This window comes from Stenotrophomonas sp. YJH_SMC_79 (genome assembly GCF_059367995.1).
Genome location: NZ_JCAFRK010000002.1, coordinates 731,236 through 750,129 on the forward strand (window position 1 = coordinate 731,236; position 18,894 = coordinate 750,129).

Annotated in this window: 20 protein-coding genes; 9 read left to right on the forward strand and 11 right to left on the reverse strand. The window is 66.8% G+C overall.

Going from position 1 to position 18,894, the window contains the following annotated elements:
* Positions 1 to 56: 56 nt before the first annotated feature.
* Both AC5P57_RS10135 and AC5P57_RS10140 read left to right on the forward strand, forming a co-directional pair.
* Positions 57 to 830 (forward strand): NAD kinase, encoded by a 774-nt coding sequence (locus AC5P57_RS10135; protein WP_049428363.1) that lies wholly within the window; start codon positions 57 to 59, stop codon positions 828 to 830.
* Between the two features lie 47 nt (positions 831 to 877).
* Complete coding sequence (locus tag AC5P57_RS10140; protein ID WP_005410242.1) at positions 878 to 1,822, forward strand: 5'-nucleotidase; 945 nt, start codon at positions 878 to 880, stop codon at positions 1,820 to 1,822.
* A gap of 443 nt (positions 1,823 to 2,265) precedes the next feature.
* Here AC5P57_RS10140 and AC5P57_RS10145 read toward each other — a convergent pair whose 3' ends face one another.
* The 11 genes from AC5P57_RS10145 to asnS form a co-directional block, all read right to left on the reverse strand.
* Complete coding sequence (locus AC5P57_RS10145) at positions 2,266 to 2,817, reverse strand: DUF2939 domain-containing protein (RefSeq protein ID WP_262234862.1); 552 nt, start codon at positions 2,815 to 2,817, stop codon at positions 2,266 to 2,268.
* 55 nt (positions 2,818 to 2,872) lie between these two features.
* Positions 2,873 to 3,559 (reverse strand): DUF2461 domain-containing protein, encoded by a 687-nt coding sequence (locus tag AC5P57_RS10150; protein WP_005410240.1) that lies wholly within the window; start codon positions 3,557 to 3,559, stop codon positions 2,873 to 2,875.
* Positions 3,556 to 4,995, reverse strand: coding sequence for an exodeoxyribonuclease I (gene sbcB / locus AC5P57_RS10155; RefSeq protein WP_099552377.1), 1,440 nt, complete (start codon positions 4,993 to 4,995; stop codon positions 3,556 to 3,558). The genes AC5P57_RS10150 and sbcB overlap by 4 nt, the downstream gene beginning before the upstream one ends.
* Complete coding sequence (locus AC5P57_RS10160; protein ID WP_099552376.1) at positions 4,995 to 6,362, reverse strand: FAD-dependent oxidoreductase; 1,368 nt, start codon at positions 6,360 to 6,362, stop codon at positions 4,995 to 4,997. Before AC5P57_RS10160 ends, sbcB begins: the two co-directional genes overlap by 1 nt.
* 31 nt (positions 6,363 to 6,393) lie before the next feature.
* Complete coding sequence (gene kynU / locus AC5P57_RS10165) at positions 6,394 to 7,668, reverse strand: kynureninase (RefSeq protein ID WP_262234863.1); 1,275 nt, start codon at positions 7,666 to 7,668, stop codon at positions 6,394 to 6,396.
* Between the two features lie 162 nt (positions 7,669 to 7,830).
* Positions 7,831 to 8,352, reverse strand: coding sequence for a 3-hydroxyanthranilate 3,4-dioxygenase (locus tag AC5P57_RS10170; protein WP_099552398.1), 522 nt, complete (start codon positions 8,350 to 8,352; stop codon positions 7,831 to 7,833).
* 19 nt (positions 8,353 to 8,371) lie between these two features.
* Entirely contained in the window at positions 8,372 to 9,034 is a 663-nt protein-coding gene (gene can, locus AC5P57_RS10175; RefSeq protein ID WP_014037740.1) for a carbonate dehydratase, read from the reverse strand.
* 72 nt (positions 9,035 to 9,106) lie between these two features.
* Positions 9,107 to 9,745, reverse strand: a complete 639-nt coding sequence (locus AC5P57_RS10180) for an FMN-binding negative transcriptional regulator (protein WP_262234864.1) — start codon at positions 9,743 to 9,745, stop codon at positions 9,107 to 9,109.
* Between the two features lie 7 nt (positions 9,746 to 9,752).
* Positions 9,753 to 10,067, reverse strand: coding sequence for a hypothetical protein (locus AC5P57_RS10185; RefSeq protein WP_006453002.1), 315 nt, complete (start codon positions 10,065 to 10,067; stop codon positions 9,753 to 9,755).
* A 7-nt stretch (positions 10,068 to 10,074) separates the two neighbouring features.
* Entirely contained in the window at positions 10,075 to 10,374 is a 300-nt protein-coding gene (locus AC5P57_RS10190) for a hypothetical protein (protein WP_005410232.1), read from the reverse strand.
* Between the two features lie 29 nt (positions 10,375 to 10,403).
* A complete protein-coding gene (asnS, locus tag AC5P57_RS10195; protein ID WP_099552373.1) occupies positions 10,404 to 11,798 on the reverse strand; it encodes an asparagine--tRNA ligase in 1,395 nt (464 codons plus the stop codon).
* A gap of 128 nt (positions 11,799 to 11,926) precedes the next feature.
* On the opposite strand from asnS, the gene AC5P57_RS10200 reads away from it, so the two are divergent.
* The 7 genes from AC5P57_RS10200 to zipA all read left to right on the forward strand — a co-directional run bounded on the left by AC5P57_RS10200 (position 11,927) and on the right by zipA (position 18,842).
* The gene (locus AC5P57_RS10200; RefSeq protein ID WP_262234865.1) at positions 11,927 to 12,265 is read left to right on the forward strand and encodes a HesB/IscA family protein; all 339 of its coding nucleotides are present in this window, start codon (positions 11,927 to 11,929) and stop codon (positions 12,263 to 12,265) included.
* 84 nt (positions 12,266 to 12,349) lie between these two features.
* On the forward strand, positions 12,350 to 12,892 hold the full coding sequence (locus tag AC5P57_RS10205) for a CbrC family protein (RefSeq protein ID WP_262234866.1): 543 nt from the start codon (positions 12,350 to 12,352) through the stop codon (positions 12,890 to 12,892).
* Between the two features lie 169 nt (positions 12,893 to 13,061).
* Complete coding sequence (gene rpsF / locus AC5P57_RS10210) at positions 13,062 to 13,499, forward strand: 30S ribosomal protein S6 (RefSeq protein WP_005410228.1); 438 nt, start codon at positions 13,062 to 13,064, stop codon at positions 13,497 to 13,499.
* 11 nt (positions 13,500 to 13,510) lie between these two features.
* On the forward strand, positions 13,511 to 13,741 hold the full coding sequence (rpsR, locus tag AC5P57_RS10215) for a 30S ribosomal protein S18 (protein ID WP_002804494.1): 231 nt from the start codon (positions 13,511 to 13,513) through the stop codon (positions 13,739 to 13,741).
* A gap of 104 nt (positions 13,742 to 13,845) precedes the next feature.
* On the forward strand, positions 13,846 to 14,295 hold the full coding sequence (rplI, locus tag AC5P57_RS10220; RefSeq protein ID WP_014037734.1) for a 50S ribosomal protein L9: 450 nt from the start codon (positions 13,846 to 13,848) through the stop codon (positions 14,293 to 14,295).
* A 259-nt stretch (positions 14,296 to 14,554) separates the two neighbouring features.
* Positions 14,555 to 18,058 (forward strand): chromosome segregation protein SMC, encoded by a 3,504-nt coding sequence (gene smc / locus AC5P57_RS10225; protein WP_262234867.1) that lies wholly within the window; start codon positions 14,555 to 14,557, stop codon positions 18,056 to 18,058.
* A gap of 46 nt (positions 18,059 to 18,104) precedes the next feature.
* On the forward strand, positions 18,105 to 18,842 hold the full coding sequence (gene zipA / locus AC5P57_RS10230) for a cell division protein ZipA (RefSeq protein ID WP_099552369.1): 738 nt from the start codon (positions 18,105 to 18,107) through the stop codon (positions 18,840 to 18,842).
* Positions 18,843 to 18,894: the final 52 nt, after the last annotated feature.

An 18,894-nucleotide genomic window follows, 5' to 3' on the forward strand; every position in this document is an offset into this window, starting at 1 on the left:
GGGTCCAACTCCCGGCGCTCGGTTATGCTCTCCATCAAACCCACCCGGATCCACCGATGAGCGACACCCCCCGCATCGCTTTCCTGGCCAGCACCACCGAGCCCGCGCAGATGGCCCGCGCGGCCATGGTGTCGCGCTATGGCGACTACGCGCCCGAGCAGGCCGACGTGCTGTGCCCGCTGGGTGGTGATGGCTTCATGCTGCAGACCCTGCACCGGCATGGGCATCTGGGCAAGCCGGTGTTCGGCATGAAGCTGGGCACGGTCGGTTTCCTGATGAACCAGTACCGTGGCGACGAAGACGTGCATGCCCGCATCGCCCGCGCCGAGCCGGCCCATCTACGCCCGCTGGAAATGGTGGCGCTGACCGAGTCCGGTACCAGTACCGGTTCGCTTGCCTACAACGATGTTTCGCTGCTGCGCCAGACCCGGCAGGCCGCGCATATCGGCATCGACCTGAACGGCCAGGAGCGCGTGGCCGAACTGATCGGCGACGGCGTGCTGGTGGCCACCCCGGCCGGCAGCACCGCCTACAACTATTCCGCGCATGGTCCGGTGCTGCCGCTGGGCTCGCACACCATCGCGCTGACGCCGTTGGCCCCGTACCGGCCGCGGCGCTGGCGCGGCGCGATCCTGAAGGCCGATACCGAGGTGCGCTTCCGGGTGCTCGATCCGTACAAGCGCCCGGTCAGCGTGACCGCCGATTCGCACGAGACCCGCGACGTGGTCGAGGTGACCATCCGCGAGTCGAAGGACCGCCGCGTGACCCTGCTGTTCGACCCGGAGCACAACCTGGAAGACAGGATCCTGAGCGAACAGTTCGTTTTTTGAGGACAATGGCCGGCCGGCCACGCCGACCGCTTGAAGGACCCCCACCGATGGGCGACAACTCCCCCCGTTTGCTGACCGTTGCGGTGACCTCGCGCGCCCTGTTCGACCTCGAGGAAAGCCACGCGCTGTTCGAGAGCGATGGCGTGGCGGCGTACGCCGAATTCCAGCGCCAGCACGAGGACGACATCCTCGGTCCCGGCGTGGCCTTCCCGGTGGTGCGCAAGCTGCTGGCGCTGAACCAGGGTGCCAGCCCGGAGAACCCGCGGGTCGAGGTGATCCTGCTGTCGCGCAACTCGGCCGATACCGGCCTGCGCATCTTCAATTCGATCCAGCACTACGGCCTGGGCATCATCCGCGCCACGTTCACTGCCGGTGAACCGACCTGGCCGTACGTGAAGCCATTCGGTACCGACCTGTTCCTGTCGGCCAACCCCGAATCAGTGCGCAGTGCGCTGCGTCATGGCATCGCCGCGGCCACCATCCTGCCCAAGCCGCCCGGCGAGACTGCAGCAGCAGCGGCCGACCAGATCGATACCGGTCGCCCGGCCGGGCAGCTGCGCATCGCCTTCGACGGTGACGCTGTGATCTTCGGCGACGAGAGCGAGCGCATCTCGCGCGAGCAGGGCGTGGAGGCGTTTGGCCGCCACGAGCGTGAACGTGCCCGCGAACCGCTCAGTGGTGGACCGTTCCGCGGCTTCCTTTCGGCGCTGCATACGCTGCAGGAAGTGTTCCCGGCCGGCGAGAGTGCGCCGATCCGTACCGCGCTGGTGACCGCGCGTTCGGCGCCGGCCCATGAGCGGGTGATCCGCACCCTGCGGGAGTGGGGTGTGCGCCTGGATGAGGCGCTGTTCCTTGGTGGGCGCCACAAGGGCCCCTTCCTGCAGGCCTTCGGCGCCGACATCTTCTTCGACGATTCGCAGCACAACATCGACAGTGCGCGCGAACACGTGGCCGCCGGCCATGTGCCGCATGGCGTCGCCAACGAGGGGTGAAACCATGCCGGGTGGGTGCCAACCGTTGGTTGGCACTGCCATGCATCGGCGCCCACCAAGGTGGGCATCTACCAGAGCGCTGTACCCCGGTAGTCGCCAACCTTGGTTGGCGCCGTCCTGGATCCATGCCCATCAAGGTGGGCATCTACCAGAGCGCTGTGTCCCGGTAGTTGCCAACCTTGGTTGGCGCCGTCCTGGATCCATGCCCACCAAGGTGGGCATCTACCAGAGCGCTGTGTCCCGGTAGTTGCCAACCTTGGTTGGCGCCGTCCTGGATCCATGCCCATCAAGGTGGGCATCTACCAGAGCGCTGTACCCCGGTAGTCGCCAACCTTGGTTGGCGCCGTCCTGGATCCATGCCCATCAAGGTGGGCATCTACCAGAGCGCTGTGTCCCGGTAGTTGCCAACCCTGGTTGGCATTGCCGTCAGGCCACGGGTCCGATCAAGGGCTGCCTGACATCCCCAACTGCAGGTCCACCACCTTCCAGCGCAGGCCCTGCGGTTCCAGCACCACCTTCAACGGCCGCTGGCCCGGGCCGCGATCAACGTCGATCACGAAGCGGTCCAGCGCTTCAAAGTGATGCTCGGCGTTTTTCAACGGCCGTGCCGGTTCGGTCGGGCCGAAGGCTTCGCCACCCTGCAGTTCATTGCGGCCGCGCTTCCACAGCACGTGGCCCTGCAGCATCGCGCCGATGCCGGTCGGGGTCACCATGGTGTCCACCGCAGCACCGCCGAGCTGCTCGCCCAGGCCGTAGAGCAGGGCGCCGAACGGGCTGGCCGCTACATCCGGGCCGGCCTGGCGCACCATATAGTCATTGAGCTGCGCGCGCAGGCTGCTGCGCACGCGCGGGAAATCGACGTAGCGTTCCAGTCGCGCCGTGTCACGTTCTTCGATGGCCTTGGACAGGCCATGCACGGTCATGTACGGGCCACCGAACCACCACGCAGCCAAGGCCAGGACCAGCAGCACAGCCAGTGCAGTGAGCTTCTTCATGCTGTCCAGACTGCCGCAAGTGAGGCAGCCAGTGGTGAACGGCAGGTGATGCGGCTCAGAACTCCAGGTCCAGCGCCGCGCACAGGTAGTCGACGAACGGGCCGAGCCCAGCCAGGTCCTTGCCCAGCGTGGACAACAGGCGCGGGCCGGTCATGGTGGCATCGTCCAGCGAGCGCCACATCACCCAGTTGCGGTGCTTGAGGTCGTCAATGAATTCGAAGTCGGCCGGGAAGCCACGTGGCGGGCGCACTAGCTTCTCGCTCTCCTCGAAGTCGAAGCGCTTGCGCAGCGCCGGAGCATGCGCGGCGGCCTTCCAGCTGCCCGGGTTGTCGAGAATGAAGTGGCGCACGCGGCGCTGCGTCTCGGGTTCTGGGTGCCACAGGCCAGCGCCGACGAAGCTCTCGCCCGGCTGCAGGTGCACGTAGAACGAGGGCGCGGCCACTTCGCGGCGGCGCTCATGGAACAGGCGTGCACCCTGCCAGGTCTTGTACGGCGACTTGTCGTTGGAAAAACGCGCGTCACGATGGATGCGGAACAACGAGCCACCGACGCCGCGGGTATCGGCGCGGAAGTGTTCGCTGACCTCGGCCAGCGCCGGCTGGAGGTCGCCAAGCAGGCGCAGGAACGGCTGCCGCACGTGGTCTTCGTACTGCTGGCGGTGATCGTTGAACCAGGCCTTGTCGTTGTGCCGCGCAAGGCTGCGCAGGAACTTGAAGCTGGCGTCCGAGAAATAAGTGCTCACAGCGTCTCCTGCAGGTGCTGGCCCCAGTCGCGCAGCGATTGCAGCAGGGCCTGGCGCCGGGTGTCCTCGGGCGCTTCGGCGGCCAGTGCATCCAGCTGCTGCTGGTACTGGGACAGGTTGAGTTCGCCCAGGCCGCCGTCTCCGAGCAGGCGCTGGCGGCGGTAATCCTGCCAGCGCTGGCGTTCAGCCGGCGCGAGGCTGCCGGGATGGTTGCGCGCACGGTAACGGAACAGCAGTTCGGGCAGGCGCGGGTCACGGAAGCGGCCTTCCAGCGCGGCCAGCTGATCAGGCGCGGTGGTACGGGCCAGGGCCAGCAACGGCTTGTCACCGTTGCCGAGGAATCCGTCGTACAGCGATGCATCGACATCGGCCACGGTGGCCACGCGCGGCTGGTTGTAGACCTGGCGCGCCTTCTCCGCCAGCTGTGGGGCGAATTCGCGCAGGCGCTCGATCCTGGCTTCGATGGCCGCCACGTCCAGGCCCAGGCGCTCGTGGTCGTCGGCACGCAGGTGGTTCCAGGCGATCAGCGCCGGCACCTTGTTGACGTGCACCTCCTTCAGCGGCACCCGTGCAACGCCCTCGGGCAGCTCGCTGGCGCGCATGTACAGGCGCTGTGCGATCACGTCGGCCGGCAGTGCCAGCAGGTCGTCGATGTCGCCGTCCAGGTCGAACACGATCACCCGGTTGCTGATCGTTGGGTGCATGGCCAACGGCAGCACCGGCGCCGCGCACAGGCGGCTGGCTGGATAGCGCATGGAAATGTGCAGCACCGGCTTCATCGCGGTTACATCCAGCAGGCTGCCGACAAAACGCTTGTCGCGCAGCTTCAGGGCGTAGTCCCACAGGCGCGGTTGCGACTGCTTGAACAGCCGCGCCATGCCGATCGTGGCGCGCACGTCGGACAGCGCTTCGTGCGCATCGCCTTCGCGCACGTTGTTGGCCTCGGCCAGGTGTTCGAGCTTGAAGGAGGTGGCACCGTCCTCGCGCAGCGGCCACTGGATGCCGTCCGGACGCATCGCGCGCATCAGCCGCAGCATGTCCAGCAGGTCCCAGCGCGAATTGCCGTTGCGCCACTCGCGTTCGTACGGGTCATGGAAGTTGCGGAACAGGCCGTAGCGGACGAATTCATCGTCGAAGCGCAGCGTGTTGTAGCCAAGTGCGCAGGTGCCGGGGCGCGACAGCTGCTCGTTGATGCGGTCGAAGGCTTCGGCCTCGCTGATGCCCTCGGCCAGTGCCTGCTGCGGGGTGATGCCGGTGACCAGGGTGGCCATCGGCGAGGGCAGCAGATCGTCGGCCGGGCGCACGAAGAAGCTGACGGGGGTGTCGATCTCGTTCAGATCGGCGTCGGTACGGATCGCGGCATACTGCGAGATGCGCGTGCGCCGCGGGTCCTGTCCGAAGGTTTCCAGGTCGTAGAACAGGAAGCTGTCAGCCATCAGTGCGCGCCCTCCAGGACCGGCAGCTGCGCATGGATCTGCGCTTCCAGTGCCGCCCAGTCGATGTTGTCCAGTGAATCGAGGCCGGCCGTGGCCGCCACCAGCATGTCGCGTTGAAGCTCGGTGCGGCGCAGGGCTTCCGCGTACGGCGTATGCAGGAAGGTGACCATCGTGTAATGCGGCACGAAGCGGGTCGGCCAGCGCCGCTGCAGTTCCTGCTCCAGCTCACGCTGCAGCAGGAAGGCGGGATCGGCCACGCGGTCGCGCATTTCCAGGTAGTTCTCCAGCGCCATCTGCTGGATCGCACGCGCGTTCGGCTTGCGCTCGGCTTCGAACGCGGCGAACGCACCCTCCAGATCATCCGCTTCCATCAGGTGACGGGCCAGAGCCACGCAATCCTCGAACGCGCAGTTCATGCCCTGTCCGTGGAACGGCACCATCGCATGCGCGGCATCGCCGATCAGTACGGCACGGCCCTGCTGGTGCCAGCGATCGAGCGTCAGCGTGCCAAGCAGGCCCGGCGGGTGCTGTTCCCAGTCCGCGCGCAGGTTCGGGATCAGCGGCAGGGTGTCGGCGAATTCGCGCGCGAACAATGCTTCGGCCTGTGCGCCGGTGTTGATCGTGGCAAAACTGGGGTCGCCCTGGTTGGGCAGGAACAGCGTGACGGTGAAGGTGCCTTCGTGATTGGGCAGGGCGATGCACATGTAGTGGCCGCGCGGCCAGATATGCAGCGCGTTGCGCTCGATGCGGAAGCTGCCATCGGCGGCCGGCGGAATTTCCAGCTCCTTGTAGGAGTGGTCGAGGAAGGCGATGTCCTCACCCAGCGGCGCCCGCCGGTTCATCGCCGCGCGCAGCGCCGAGCCTGCACCATCGGCGCCGATCAGGGTGTCGAAGCGGATGTCGTGCGGGCTGTCGTCGCGGTCATCGATGAAGCGTGCGTAGCCGGCATCGAAATCGACGGTGTGCAGGCGGCGGTGGAAGTGCACGGTCGCGCCAGCCTGTTCGGCCAGTTCCAGCAGCGTGGTGTTCAGGTCGCTGCGGTGGATCGACCAGATCACTTCGCTGTCGTCGCGGCCATAGCGCTGCAACTGAGGTTCGCCTTCGCGCGGATGCACCATGCGGCCGCGCATCATCACCGCGCGCGCCATGACCTCGTCTTCCACACCGGCCTGGCGCAGCGCGTTGCGCCCACGCTCGGCCAGCGCCAGGTTGATCGAGCGGCCGCTCTCGTAGTCGGCCACGCGCGGATCGCCGCGGCGTTCGTACAGGGTGATGCGCCAGCCCTGGCGTGACAGCAGGATGGCCAGCAGGGACCCGGCGAGGCCGGCACCGATAATGCTCAACGAGCGGGAGGCGTGTGCGATCAACGAACTGTCCAGCAGTAGGGGAGGGGCCGGCTCAGAGGCCGGCCCAGGCTTCCACTTCCTCGACGAAATGGTGCACGTCCAGGTAGCGGTTGTAGAGCGGGGTGGGCGAGATGCGGATCACGTCCGGCTCGCGCCAGTCGCCCAGCACGCCGATGCCGCGCAGGTGCTCGAACAGCGCGCGGCCGCGCTCGCGGCCACCGATCACGCGCAATGACAGTTGGCAGCCACGGCGTTGCGGCTCGGCCGGGGTGATGATGTCGAGCACGCCGGACAGGCGTGCGCGTACAAGCGCTTCGAGCATGCCTGTCAGGGCCAGCGACTTGCTGCGCAGCGCCTCCATGCCGGCGCGCTCGAACAGGTCCAGCGACGCGCGCAGCGGCGCCAGGCCGAGGATCGGCGGATTGCTGAGCTGCCAGCCTTCGGCACCGATGGCGGGGGTGAACTGCGGTGCCATCTGGAAGCGGGTGGATTCCTCATGGCCCCACCAGCCGGCAAAGCGCGGCAGGGTGGTGTCGCGGTGATGGCGCTCGTGCACGAAGGCACCGGCCACGGCGCCCGGGCCGCTGTTGAGGTATTTGTAGTGGCACCACACGGCGAAATCGGGTGCGACGTCATGCAGGCGCAGCGGCAGGTTGCCGACCGAATGTGCCAGGTCGAAGCCGATGCGCGCGCCCTGCAGGCGGGCAGCACGGGTGATTGCATCGAGGTCGAAGGCCTGGCCGGTGCGGTACTGCACGCCGGGCCACAACACCAGGGCCAGGCGCGGGCCGTGTTCGGTGATGGCGCGCTCGATCGCGGTGAGCGAGATCGTTCCGCTGGCTTCGTCCGGTTGCACTTCCACCAGGCACTCGGCCGGGTCGAACCCATGGAAACGGATCTGCGCTTCCACCGCGTGGCGGTCGGTCGGGAACGCACCGGCTTCCATCAGGATCACCGGGCGCTGCGCGGTCGGCCGGTAGAAGCTGACCATCATCAGGTGCAGGTTCACGCTCAGCGTGTTCATCGCCACCACTTCGCTGGGCAGCGCACCAACCACGCGGGCCAGCTGCGCGCTCACCAGGCGGTGGTAGGACAGCCACTGCGTCGGGCCGGTGAAGTGGCCTTCCACCGCCAGCTCGCCCCACTGCTTCATCACTTCCTGCACGGCGGCCTGAGCGCCACGCGGCTGCAGGCCCAGCGAGTTGCCGACGAAGTAGGTCTGCTCGCCGCCGCCATGGCGCGGAATCAGGAATTCGTTACGCAGCGGGCGCAGCGGATCGGCGGCGTCCAGGGCAATGGCGTGGGTGCGGCTGAGCAGGTCGGACATGGTCGGGCAACAGGCTGCAACGGGGCTGCCAGTGTAGCGCCTGGGGCCTGGCCGGGGCGCTGCCAACCTTACGCCAGCGCCACATGACCCGGTAGTCGCCAACCTTGGTTGGCGCACGTGCGAGCAAACGCCCACCAAGGTGGGCAACGACCGTTCTCTGGCTCAGCCCGCGGCTGGCACCGGCAGCGGGTCCACATGCCCGCATTCGCTGCAGGTGCGCAGCTCCAGGCTGGCGTGGTAGCGCGCGAACACCTTGGGCAGGTCGGTTTCGATGTTCTGCAGCGGGAAATACTCTTCGTGCAGCTTGTGGTTGCAGCGTTCGCAATGCCAGATCACGCCGTCCTTCTCGTGCGGCAGGCGCTTGCGCTCGACCACCAGGCCGATGCCACCGGGAGGGCGCCGCGGCGAATGCGGCACCTTGGCCGGCAGCAGGAAGATCTCGCCGGCCCGGATCGGGATGTCGCGCACCGCGCCGTCCTCCTGCACCTTCAGCACCATCTCGCCTTCGAGCTGGTAGAACCACTCCGGGCCTTCGTCGTAGTGGAAGTCGGTGCGCGAGTTCGGCCCGCCCACCACCATCACGATGAAGTCGCCGTTGTCGATCATCTTGTTGCCCACCGGCGGCTTCAGCAGGTGGCGGTTTTCTTCGATCCAGGCGTGCAGGTTGATCGGCGAAGCGAGCATGGTGGTCATCCGTAAGGGATCAGTCGCGCTTGCCCTTGCGCGGGACGTAGGACAAGGCCTTTTCATACGCCGGCTGCAGCTCTTCCTGCGAACCGACGTCGATGCCCATCTCGCGCACGCGCCCGTCCTTCAGGCTGTAGACCCAGCCGTGCACCATCAGCTTCTGGCCGCGGGCCCAGGCGTCCTGCACGATGGTCGAGCGGCACAGGTTGGCAACCTGCTCGATCACGTTCAGTTCGCACAGGCGTGCGTGCTTGAGCTCATCGGTCTCGATCGCATCGAGGATGCCGGTGTGCTTCTGCATCACATCGCCCACGTGGCGCAGCCAGTTGTCGGCCAGGCCGACGCGGGTGTTGTGCAGGCAGGCATGCACGCCGCCGCAGCCGTAGTGGCCGACGATCAGGATGTGCTTCACTTTCAGCTGGTCCACCGCGTACTGCACCACGCTCAGGCAGTTCAGGTCGGTGTGGGCGACCACGTTGGCGACGTTGCGGTGCACGAACACTTCACCCGGGGCCATGCCGATGATCTGGTTGGCCGGCACGCGCGAATCGGAGCAGCCGATCCACAGGTACTCGGGGTGCTGCTGCTTGGCCAGCTGGTGGAAGAACTCAGGGTCTTCCTTCTCGATGCGGTCGGCCCAGTCGCGGTTGTTCTGCAGCAGCTTGTGGATGTCTTTCATGTTCGGGTCCCTGGCGTCGGGTGTGGGCGCGCCGCAGCCATCCGGCTGCGTCATCGCGGGAATCTGGGGCGTTCAGTCGCTGCGGGCGGCCTGTTCGCGATGCCAGCGCATCCACTGCGCCAACTCGGTGGAAGAGGGAGTGCCCAGCTGTTCCAGCTCGGCGATCACTGCGCGCTGGTTGGCATCGGGATGGTTCTGGCTCAGCTTGAGCTTCAGCTGCACCTGCTCGACCTGGAAACGGAAGCCGACGATGGCGCGCAGCTCGGGGCCATGCTCGGCACGCGTGGCATCGAACTGCCAGGCCTGGCCGACGCTGGCCTCGAAGCGGTCACTGATCGCGCCGACCAGTTCGGCCAGTGAACCGGTGTCGTCGAAGGTCTGCAGCTGGCCACGCAGCTCGGCGGCGGCGTAGTTCCAGGTGGGTACCCGCGCGGCGGGCTCCTTGTCCGGATACCAGCTGGCCGAGACATAGCCGTGCGGGCCGTCGACCAGTACCTTGGCCGCGCCGCTTCGGCGCGACTGCGGGTTGGCGCGGGCCCAGTGGCCGCGCAGTTCGATGTGTTCGCCATCGCGGTGGTACAGCACCGGCATCCGGGTCAGCTCGGGCAGGCCGTCGCTGCCGACGGTGAGCACGGTGACGAACGGGTCACGCACCAGCAGGCGATCCAGCCAGAGCAGGTCGGTCTCGGCGAAGGCGCGCGGGGTGAACATGCCGGGGTCAGGCGCGCCCGCCCAGCGACTGGATCATGCGGCCACGCAGGCCCTCGTCGCTGTCGGCCTGCGGCGGCTGCACTTCGTGCAGGCTGAAGCCGCGCACCAGCGCGTCCTCCTCGTCCAGGCCGTCGTACTCGACGAACTCGGCGTCGAACAGCTGCGAACGGGCGGTGTCTTCGCTGTCATAGCTCAGCGTGTTGCCATCGCTGTCGAGCACTTCGGCGGTGCCGGCGGGGCGCACGCGCAGGCGCGCCCAGATCAGGGTGTTGCCGAGGCTGGCCAGCCACCAGCTGTCGCGCGAGGCGGTGATGTCATTCATGAGCGTATTACCAGAGCGAGGCCAGCCAGAGCAGGGCGGCCATGCCCAGTCCGGCCAGCAGGGTCAGCAGCGATACCCAGGCCGGCGTCGCCAGACCGGACAGCGAGCGGTCCGGCTGCTGGCGATAGTCACGGCGCAGCAGCCAGGCCAGGGCATCGGGCTTGAGGAAGGCGCCGCTGCCGAAGCGCGCGGCGAGCGCCGGATGGCGGTCGCGCACATGCACCAGGGTCAGCGGCCAGAAGATCACGAAGGCACTGAACCCGGCCACTGCAACGCCGACGAAACAGAGGGCGAAGAACAGGGTCATGGGGGCAGTACCTCCGTGTCGTATGGGGCTTAGAAGTCCGCGCTGCCCGGGGCGCGCGGGTAGGGGATCGCATCGCGGATGTTGGACAGGCCGCAGACGTACACCACCAGGCGTTCGAAGCCCAGGCCGAAGCCGGCGTGCGGCACCGAACCATAGCGGCGGAAATCGCGGTACCAGCTGTAGTGCTCACGATCCAGGCCGAACTGGGCCATGCGCGCGTCCAGCACGTCCAGGCGCTCTTCGCGCTGGCTGCCGCCGATGATCTCGCCGATGCCCGGGGCCAGCACGTCCATCGCGGCAACGGTCCTGCCGTCGTCGTTCAGGCGCATGTAGAAGGCCTTGATGTGCTCCGGATAGTTGGTCACCACCACCGGGCGGCCGACGTGTTCCTCGGTCAGCCAGCGCTCGTGCTCGGTCTGCAGGTCCAGGCCCCATTCGACCGGGAAGTCGAACTTCTTGCCGGACTTCTGCAGCAGGCTGACCGCATCGGTGTAGTCGATGCGCTCGAACGGTGCGTTGATGAAATCTTCCAGCTTGGTGATCGCGTTCTTGTCCACGCGCTCGGCGATGAAGGCCAGGTCGTCGCTGCGCTCGTTCAGCACCGCGCGGAACAGGTACTTCAGGAACTCTTCGGCCAGGCGTGCGTCTTCGGCCAGGTCGGCGAAGGCGATTTCCGGCTCGATCATCCAGAACTCCGCCAGGTGGCGGGTGGTGTGGCTGTTCTCGGCGCGGAAGGTCGGGCCGAAGGTGTAGACCTTGCTCAGCGCCAGGCAGTAGGCCTCGACATTCAGCTGGCCGGACACGGTCAGGAAGGTTTCCTTGCCGAAGAAGTCGCGGCTGAAATCGATCGCGCCCTTCTCGTCACGCGGCAGGTTCACCATGTCCAGGGTGGACACGCGGAACATCTGGCCGGCGCCTTCGGCGTCGGAGGTGGTGATGATCGGGGTGCTGATCCAGTTGAAGCCGTTCTCGTGGAAGAAACGGTGCACGGCCTGGGCCAGGCAGTTGCGGATGCGGGTGACCGCACCGAACAGGTTGGTGCGCGGGCGCAGGTGCGCCACTTCGCGCAGGAACTCCGGCGACATCGGCTTGGGCTGGATCGGGTAGGTGAGCGGGTCTTCGACCCAGCCGACCACCTCCAGCGCGCTGGCCTGGATCTCGAACGACTGGCCCTTGCCCTGCGACTTCACCAGGGTGCCGGTGGCGATGACCGAGCAGCCGCTGGTCAGGCGCTTGATCTCGTCGAAGTTGGCCAGGCTGTCGCCGGCCACGACCTGGATCGGGGCGAAGCAGGAGCCGTCGCTCACATTCACGAAAGCCAGATTCGCTGAACCGCGCACCGTGCGCACCCATCCGCGTACCGTGACTTCGCCGCCTTCCGGGATCTTCCCGGCAAGCGCATGTTCAACGCTGACCACCGTCATGACTTGAATCCTCTGCTGATCGACTCGATCTGTGAACACGGGAGTTTACCGGTTGCAGCGTTCTGCTTGCGAGGCATTTTTCGCGGCAACGGCTCCTTATAATGTCCCCGTACCTCTGGAGTAGCCCCATGGCCGTCAGCCTGACCCCCATTGCCTTCGAGCGCGTGCAGCGCTTTGTCGCCCAGACCCCCGGCGCGCTGGGCCTGCGTTTCGGCGTGACCAAGACCGGTTGCTCGGGCTGGGGTCACATCACCGACCTGGCCTGCGACGAGCGCGAGGGCGATACCGTGTTCGACCAGGACGGCGTGAAGATCTACGTCGATGCCAAGAGCCTGGCGCTGGTGGACGGCACCGTGATCGACTTCGGCAAGCACGGCCTGAGCGAGACGTTCACGTTCAGCAACCCCAACGCCACCGCCGAGTGCGGTTGCGGTGAGAGCTTCACCACCGACGCCGACAAGGCCTGAGGCCCGGCCGCCGGGCATAGCCAAGGCGTGCTCTGGTAGGTGCCGACCTTGGTCGGCACGCTGGGCTCGGCAGGGATCCCACGGATGGAACGACCGGCTTTTACCTATTACCCCAACGCCTACACCCTCTCCTTCGAAGAGGTCGTCGGGGTCTGCGACTGCTGCGGTCAGCCGCGCGCACTGCGCTACCGGGGGCCGTTCTACTCCGTTCTGAGCCCCGATTACCTGTGCCCCTGGTGTATCGCCGATGGCAGGGCGGCGGCCAGCTACGAGGGTGAATTCACCGGCTGGAGCGATATCGAAGGGGTGTCTCCGGACCCGGCCGACCCGCCGCCGACCATCGCCCGCGAGCTGCTGCTGGAAATCTGCGAGCGCACGCCGGGCTACTCGTCCTGGCAGCAGTCGGTCTGGCTGAGCCACTGTGAGCGGCCCTGCGCCTTCCTCGGCTTCGCCGGCAACGAAGACCTGCTGCCCATCCTCGACCAGATCCGGCCCGATGTGGCGGCGGTCAATCCACGCGACGCCGATTGGGTGCTGGCGCACCTGAGCCGGGACGGGATGATGGTCGGCTGCCTGTTCCAGTGCCTGGAATGCGGCCAGCATCGCCTTCACGTCGATCTGGGCTGAATACGCTGGCGGGTTCAGGTTGTGCCGTGGCCGCCCGGTTGCCCGCCATCCCCATCTGCGCCATAATGCGCGGCTTCCTGCCTCCCTGGCGGGAATCCTTGCCCCACCGCGGTCTCAACGGCGGGGGGCTGTCCGGCCGCAAGGCCACATCCGAAAGGTAGAAAAAAACATGAGTCGTCATTACGAAATCGTGTTCATGGTCCACCCGGACCAGAGCGAGCAGGTCCCGGCCATGATCGAGCGCTACAAGTCGCTGGTCGAGAACGGCAACGGCACCATCCACCGTCTGGAAGACTGGGGCCGCCGCCAGCTGGCGTACCCGATCCAGAACCTGGTGAAGGCCCACTACGTGCTGATGAACATCGAAGCCGACCAGGCCGTTCTGAACGAACTGACCGAGAGCTTCCGCTTCAACGACGCCGTGCTGCGCAACCTGGTCATCAAGCGTGACGAGGCTGACACCGAGCAGTCGCTGATCATGAAGAGCAAGGACGAGAAGGGTGACAAGCCGGAGCGCGGTGAGCGCCGTCGTCGTGACGACGAAGAAGGCGAGTCCAACAACACCGCTGACAACGAAGCCGGCGACGACGCCGCTTCCGCCGCCTAAGGAGCCTTCCCATGTCCAAGTTCTTCCGTCGCCGCAAGTTCTGCAAGTTCACTGCTGAAGGTGTGAAGGAGATCGACTACAAGGATCTCAACACCCTGCGCCAGTACCTGACCGAGAACGGCAAGATCGTGCCGAGCCGCGTCACCGGTACCAAGTCGAAGTACCAGCGCCAGCTGGCGACCGCCGTCAAGCGCGCTCGCTTCCTGGCCCTGATTCCGTACACCGACAACCACGACGTCTGATGCCCGGCGGGGCGGCCCGGTGCCGCCCCGCTGTGCCAGCTATTCGGACAGCCTTTGTTGCGGGGCATCGCCTCGCTAACGAATAACTCATCTGGAGCAATACCATGCAGCTGATCCTCCTGCAGAAAGTCACCAACCTCGGCAACCTGGGCGACCTGGTCGACGTGAAGCCGGGCTACGGCCGTAACTTCCTCGTGCCGCAGGGCAAGGCCGTTCCGGCCACCGAGAGCAACAAGGCCGAGTTCGAAGCCAAGCGCGCCGAATACGAAGCCAAGGCCCAGGCCATCCACGCCGACGCTGACGCCCGCAAGGCGAAGCTGGAAGGCGCGAGCGTGACCATCCCGGCCAACGCTTCGACCGAAGGCAAGCTGTACGGCTCGGTCGGCGCCCGCGAAATCGCCGATGCCTTCACCGCTGCCGGCCTGCCGGTCAGCAAGAGCGAAGTCATCCTGGGCGAAGGCGCCTTCCGCAACATCGGCGAATACGACGTGCTGGTCCACCTGCACGCCGACGTCGAGACCACCGTCAAGGTCGTCGTCGTCGCCGAAGCCTGATCCCGCGCCGCAAGGCCTGGAATCACCGCAGAACGGGCGCCCGCAAGGGTGCCCGTTTTGTTTTATGGCTCCGTTTCGTGGCGTCGGGCCACGTCCGGCGGACGGGGTGGGGCTGGACAATGTTCCACGCCCATTCGTAGAACACGGCCACATCGGTATACTCAGGGCGTCACACCCGTTCCACGGGCATCGATCCCAACAGGATCAATGACTTGGAGGGTAAACGCAGGCCGCTTGCCGGCCCCAGTCCGGAACCCCTATGCGTCTTTCCACGATCAAGCTGTCCGGCTTCAAGTCGTTCGTCGACCCGACCACCCTGCACCTGCCGACCAACATGACCGGCGTGGTGGGGCCCAATGGCTGCGGCAAGTCGAACATCATCGACGCCGTGCGCTGGGTCATGGGTGAGAGTTCGGCCAGCCGCCTGCGTGGCGACTCGCTGACTGACGTGATCTTCTCCGGCTCCAACGCCCGCAAGCCGGTGTCGCAGGCCACGGTTGAGCTGATCTTCGACAACTCCGACCACACGATTTCCGGCGAGTACGCCTCGTTCAACGAAATCTCGGTCAAACGGACGGTCAGCCGCGACGGCACCAGCAACTATTACCTCAACGGCACCAAGTGCCGCCGCCGCGATATCACCGATCTGTTCCTCGGCACCGGCCTGGGCCCGCGCAGCTACTCGATCATCGAGCAGGGCATGATCAGCCAGATCATCGAGGCGCGCCCGGAAGACCTGCGCGTGTACCTGGAAGAGGCGGCTGGCATCTCCAAGTACAAGGAGCGCCGCAAGGAGACCGAGACCCGCATCCGCCACACCCGCGAGAACCTGGACCGGCTGGGTGACCTGCGCGACGAGATCAGCAAGCAGCTCGAGCATCTCAAGCGCCAGGCCAAGCAGGCCGAGCAGTACCAGGCGCTGCAGGAAGAGCGACGGGTCAAGGACGCCGAGTGGAAGACGCTGGAGTTCCGTGGGCTCGACGGGCGCTTGTCGAAGCTGCGCGAAGGCCTGTCGCAGGAAGAGACCAGGCTGCAGCAGCTGATCGCCGACCAGCGTGACGCCGAGGCCCGCATCGAGACCTCGCGCGTGCGCCGCGAAGAGGCTGCCGATGCGCTGAACACCGCACAGGCCGCGGTCTACCAGGTCGGCAGCACGCTGGCCCGCCTGGAACAGCAGATCCAGCACCAGCGCGAGCTGTCGCAGCGCCTGCACAAGGCGCGCGACGAGACCCGCCAGGCGTTGGCCGAACTGGGCCAGCACATCAGCGGCGACGAGGCCAAGCTGATGGTGCTGCGCGAGGCGGTGGAAGCTGCCACTCCGCAGCTGGAGGAGCTGCAGGAAGAGAACGAGATCAAGCAGGAAAGCCTGCGCGAGGCCGAAGACCGGCTGGCCAGCTGGCAGCAGCGCTGGGAACAGCACACCTCGCAGAGTTCGGAGGCCTCGCGCGCCGGCGACGTCGAGCGCACGCGCGTGGACTACCTGGACAGGCAGATTCTCGACGCCGACCGGCGTCGCGAAGCGCTGGCCGCCGAACGCGCCGGCCTGGACGTGGACGCGCTGGAAGAAGCCTTCGAGCAGCTGCACCTGCAGCACGACACGCAGAAGACCGCGCTGGATGAATTGAGCGAAGACGTCGAGCTGCGCAAGCAGGGCGTGGCGGCGGTGCAGGAACAGCAGCGCAATGGCCAGAACGAACTGGCGGAACTGCGCAAGCAGGCCAACGGCCTGCGTGGCCGCCTGGCCTCGCTGGAAACCCTGCAGCAGGCCGCACTGGGCCAGGAGCAGGGCGCGGCCGTGGCCTGGTTGAAGGCGCGTGGGTTGGACTCGGCGGCGCGTGTCGGCGAACGCCTGGACGTTGATGCGGGCTGGGAAAACGCGGTGGAAAGCGCGCTCGGCCAGTTGATCGAAGGCGTGCTGGTCGACGACCCGGCCAGCCTGGTCGACGCCCTCGGCGAACTTGGCGAGGGCCACATTGCGTTGGTCGCCAACGCGGGTGCCGACGTCAAGGTTGCCCCGACCTCGCTGGCCGCCCGCCTGCGTGGCCCGGCAGCGATCCGTCGCCTGCTGGCGCACCTGCACGGTGCCAAGGATCTGTCCGAGGCCAAGGCGCTGCAGGCCAGCCTGCCGGAAGGCGATTCGATCATCACCCAAGGCGGCGAGCGCCTGGGCGAGGGCTGGCTGGGTGTGTCGCGTTCCGGTGCGGCCCAGCAGGGCGCGCTGCTGCGCGAACGTGAGATCAACGAACTGCGTGAGCAGATCGAGCAGCTGCAGGACCGCGAAGCCGAGCTGGAAGAACAGCTGGCAGGCTTCCGCGAGCAGCTGCAGGCCGCCGAGCAGCAGCGCGAAGACGCGCAGCGTGCGCTGTACCAGACCCATCGTGCGGTCTCTGAACTGGCTGGCCAGTTGCAGGGCCAGCAGGGCAAGGTGGAAGCGGCGCGCACGCGCATCGACCGCATCGAAGGTGAGCTGAAGCAGTTGCAGGAAACGCTGGAAGCCAACAACGAGCAGGCGCGAGAAGCGCGCTCGCGGCTGGAGAACGCGGTCAGCAGCATGGGCGACCTGGAATCGACCCGGCAGCGGCTGGAGGGTGAGCGTCGCCAGTTGACCGAGGCGCGCGACCTGGCCCGCGACGCCGCGCGAGCGGTGCGCGAGCGGTCGCACTCCCTGGCCCTGACCCTGGAATCGCAACGTGCGCAGCTGGCCTCGTTGAGCCAGGCGTTGGAACGCATGGGCACCCAGCGCGGGCAGCTGGATTCGCGCCTGGGTGAACTGCATTCGCAGCTGGATGAAGGTGATTCGCCGGTCGAGTCGCTGCAGGCCGAGCACCAGAATGCACTGGAAGAGCGCGTGCGGGCTGATCGCGTGCTGACCGAGGCGCGCACGCTACTTGACGGCATCGACGCCGAGCTGCGCAATTACGAACAGACCCGCCACCAGCGCGACGAACAGGCGCTGGCCCAGCGCGAGCGTATTTCGCAGCGCAAGCTGGACCAGCAGGCACTGGTGCTCAGCGCGGATACCCTGCAGGGCGCGGTGGAGAAGGCCGGTTTCGTGTTGCAGGACGTGCTCAACGCACTGCCCGAGGATGCCCGCCTGGGCGACTGGGAGCAGGCCGTGCACCAGATCGATGGCCGCATGCGCCGGCTGGAGCCGGTCAACCTGGCTGCCATCCACGAGTACGGCGAGGCCTCGCAGCGCTCGGATTACCTGGATTCGCAGCACACCGACCTGACCACGGCGCTGGAAACCCTGGAAGATGCGATCCGCAAGATCGACCGCGAGACCCGCGGCCGCTTCAAGGACACCTTTGATCGTGTCAATGCTGGCGTGCAGGCGCTGTACCCGCGCCTGTTCGGTGGCGGCCACGCCTACCTGGAGCTGACCGGTGAAGACCTGCTCGACACCGGCGTGACCATCATGGCGCGCCCGCCGGGCAAGCGCGTGTCCAGCATCTCGCTGCTGTCCGGCGGCGAGAAAGCGATGACCGCAGTGGCGCTGGTGTTCGCCATCTTCCAGCTGAATCCCGCGCCGTTCTGCCTGCTGGACGAGGTGGACGCGCCGCTGGACGAAGCCAACGTCGGCCGCCTGGCCAACATGGTCAAGGAAATGAGCGAGAAGGTGCAGTTCCTGTTCGTCAGCCACAACAAGGCGACGATGGAGGCGGCGCACCAGCTGTCGGGCGTGACCATGCGCGAGCCGGGCGTCAGCCGCCTGGTCAGCGTGGACCTGGAAGAAGCCGCGCGATTGGCGGGCGCGGCCTGACGTGCCATCCTAGTTACCTGAATGAACTAGCCGGAGAACCTATCGAATGTCCGACACGGCACTGTTGCGCATCGGCATCCTGGCCGCCGGCCTGCTGTTGATCGCCGCGATCTTCCTGTTTGGCCGTCCGAAAAAGAAGCCCCAGGGGCGCCGCGTGGAAGGCGCGGAACCGACCAGCGGCGAGCGCCGCGAACCGGTGCTGGGCGAAGACGGCGTCACCGTGGCCGATGGCCGCGTCGAACCGGGCATGGGCGCGGAAGGCGAGCAGGCCGAACTCGGTCTGGGCGAAACCGACCCGGGTGCCAGCGACCTCGGCAAGCGCGCCACCCAGGATTTCGACAAGATCGTCTCGCTGTTCGTGGCCGCCCGCGCCGGCGAGCAGCTGCGTGGCGAGGACATCGTGGTGGCGGCCGAGAAGACCGGCCTGGTGTTCGGCCACATGAACGTGTTCCATCGCTTGGTGGAAGGCCACCCCGAGCGCGGCCCGATCTTCTCGATGGCCAGCATCATGAAGCCGGGCAGCTTCGACATGGCCAACATCCGCGCCATGGAAACCCCGGCCATCGCTTTCTTCCTGACCCTGCCGGCGCCGCTGACCGCGCTGGACGCCTGGGAGAAAATGCTGCCGACCGTTCAGCGCATGGCCGAACTGCTGGATGGCGTGGTGCTGGATGACAGCCGCAACGCCCTGGGTCGCCAGCGTATCGCGCACATCCGTGACGAGCTGCGCGCTTACGACCGCCAGCACCAGGCCCCGCCGCTGACCAAGACTCCGCGCTGGTAAGCGCTATGGTGTGCCGACCAACGGTCGGCACCCACAACAGTAGATCCACGCC

What these genes read in the sequence shown, in the direction of transcription:
- rpsF (WP_005410228.1), top strand. Translation starts at nt 13,062, where the DNA reads ATGAGTCGTCATTACGAAATCGTGTTCATGGTCCACCCGGACCAGAGC.
- rpsR (WP_002804494.1), top strand. Translation starts at nt 13,511, where the DNA reads ATGTCCAAGTTCTTCCGTCGCCGCAAGTTCTGCAAGTTCACTGCTGAA.
- smc (WP_262234867.1), top strand. Translation starts at nt 14,555, where the DNA reads ATGCGTCTTTCCACGATCAAGCTGTCCGGCTTCAAGTCGTTCGTCGAC.
- rplI (WP_014037734.1), top strand. Translation starts at nt 13,846, where the DNA reads ATGCAGCTGATCCTCCTGCAGAAAGTCACCAACCTCGGCAACCTGGGC.
- AC5P57_RS10185 (WP_006453002.1), bottom strand. Translation starts at nt 10,067, where the DNA reads ATGAATGACATCACCGCCTCGCGCGACAGCTGGTGGCTGGCCAGCCTC.
- sbcB (WP_099552377.1), bottom strand. Translation starts at nt 4,995, where the DNA reads ATGGCTGACAGCTTCCTGTTCTACGACCTGGAAACCTTCGGACAGGAC.
- AC5P57_RS10190 (WP_005410232.1), bottom strand. Translation starts at nt 10,374, where the DNA reads ATGACCCTGTTCTTCGCCCTCTGTTTCGTCGGCGTTGCAGTGGCCGGG.
- AC5P57_RS10180 (WP_262234864.1), bottom strand. Translation starts at nt 9,745, where the DNA reads ATGTTCACCCCGCGCGCCTTCGCCGAGACCGACCTGCTCTGGCTGGAT.
- AC5P57_RS10135 (WP_049428363.1), top strand. Translation starts at nt 57, where the DNA reads ATGAGCGACACCCCCCGCATCGCTTTCCTGGCCAGCACCACCGAGCCC.
- AC5P57_RS10200 (WP_262234865.1), top strand. Translation starts at nt 11,927, where the DNA reads ATGGCCGTCAGCCTGACCCCCATTGCCTTCGAGCGCGTGCAGCGCTTT.
- asnS (WP_099552373.1), bottom strand. Translation starts at nt 11,798, where the DNA reads ATGACGGTGGTCAGCGTTGAACATGCGCTTGCCGGGAAGATCCCGGAA.
- AC5P57_RS10205 (WP_262234866.1), top strand. Translation starts at nt 12,350, where the DNA reads ATGGAACGACCGGCTTTTACCTATTACCCCAACGCCTACACCCTCTCC.
- AC5P57_RS10145 (WP_262234862.1), bottom strand. Translation starts at nt 2,817, where the DNA reads ATGAAGAAGCTCACTGCACTGGCTGTGCTGCTGGTCCTGGCCTTGGCT.
- kynU (WP_262234863.1), bottom strand. Translation starts at nt 7,668, where the DNA reads ATGTCCGACCTGCTCAGCCGCACCCACGCCATTGCCCTGGACGCCGCC.
- AC5P57_RS10170 (WP_099552398.1), bottom strand. Translation starts at nt 8,352, where the DNA reads ATGCTCGCTTCGCCGATCAACCTGCACGCCTGGATCGAAGAAAACCGC.
- AC5P57_RS10140 (WP_005410242.1), top strand. Translation starts at nt 878, where the DNA reads ATGGGCGACAACTCCCCCCGTTTGCTGACCGTTGCGGTGACCTCGCGC.
- can (WP_014037740.1), bottom strand. Translation starts at nt 9,034, where the DNA reads ATGAAAGACATCCACAAGCTGCTGCAGAACAACCGCGACTGGGCCGAC.
- zipA (WP_099552369.1), top strand. Translation starts at nt 18,105, where the DNA reads ATGTCCGACACGGCACTGTTGCGCATCGGCATCCTGGCCGCCGGCCTG.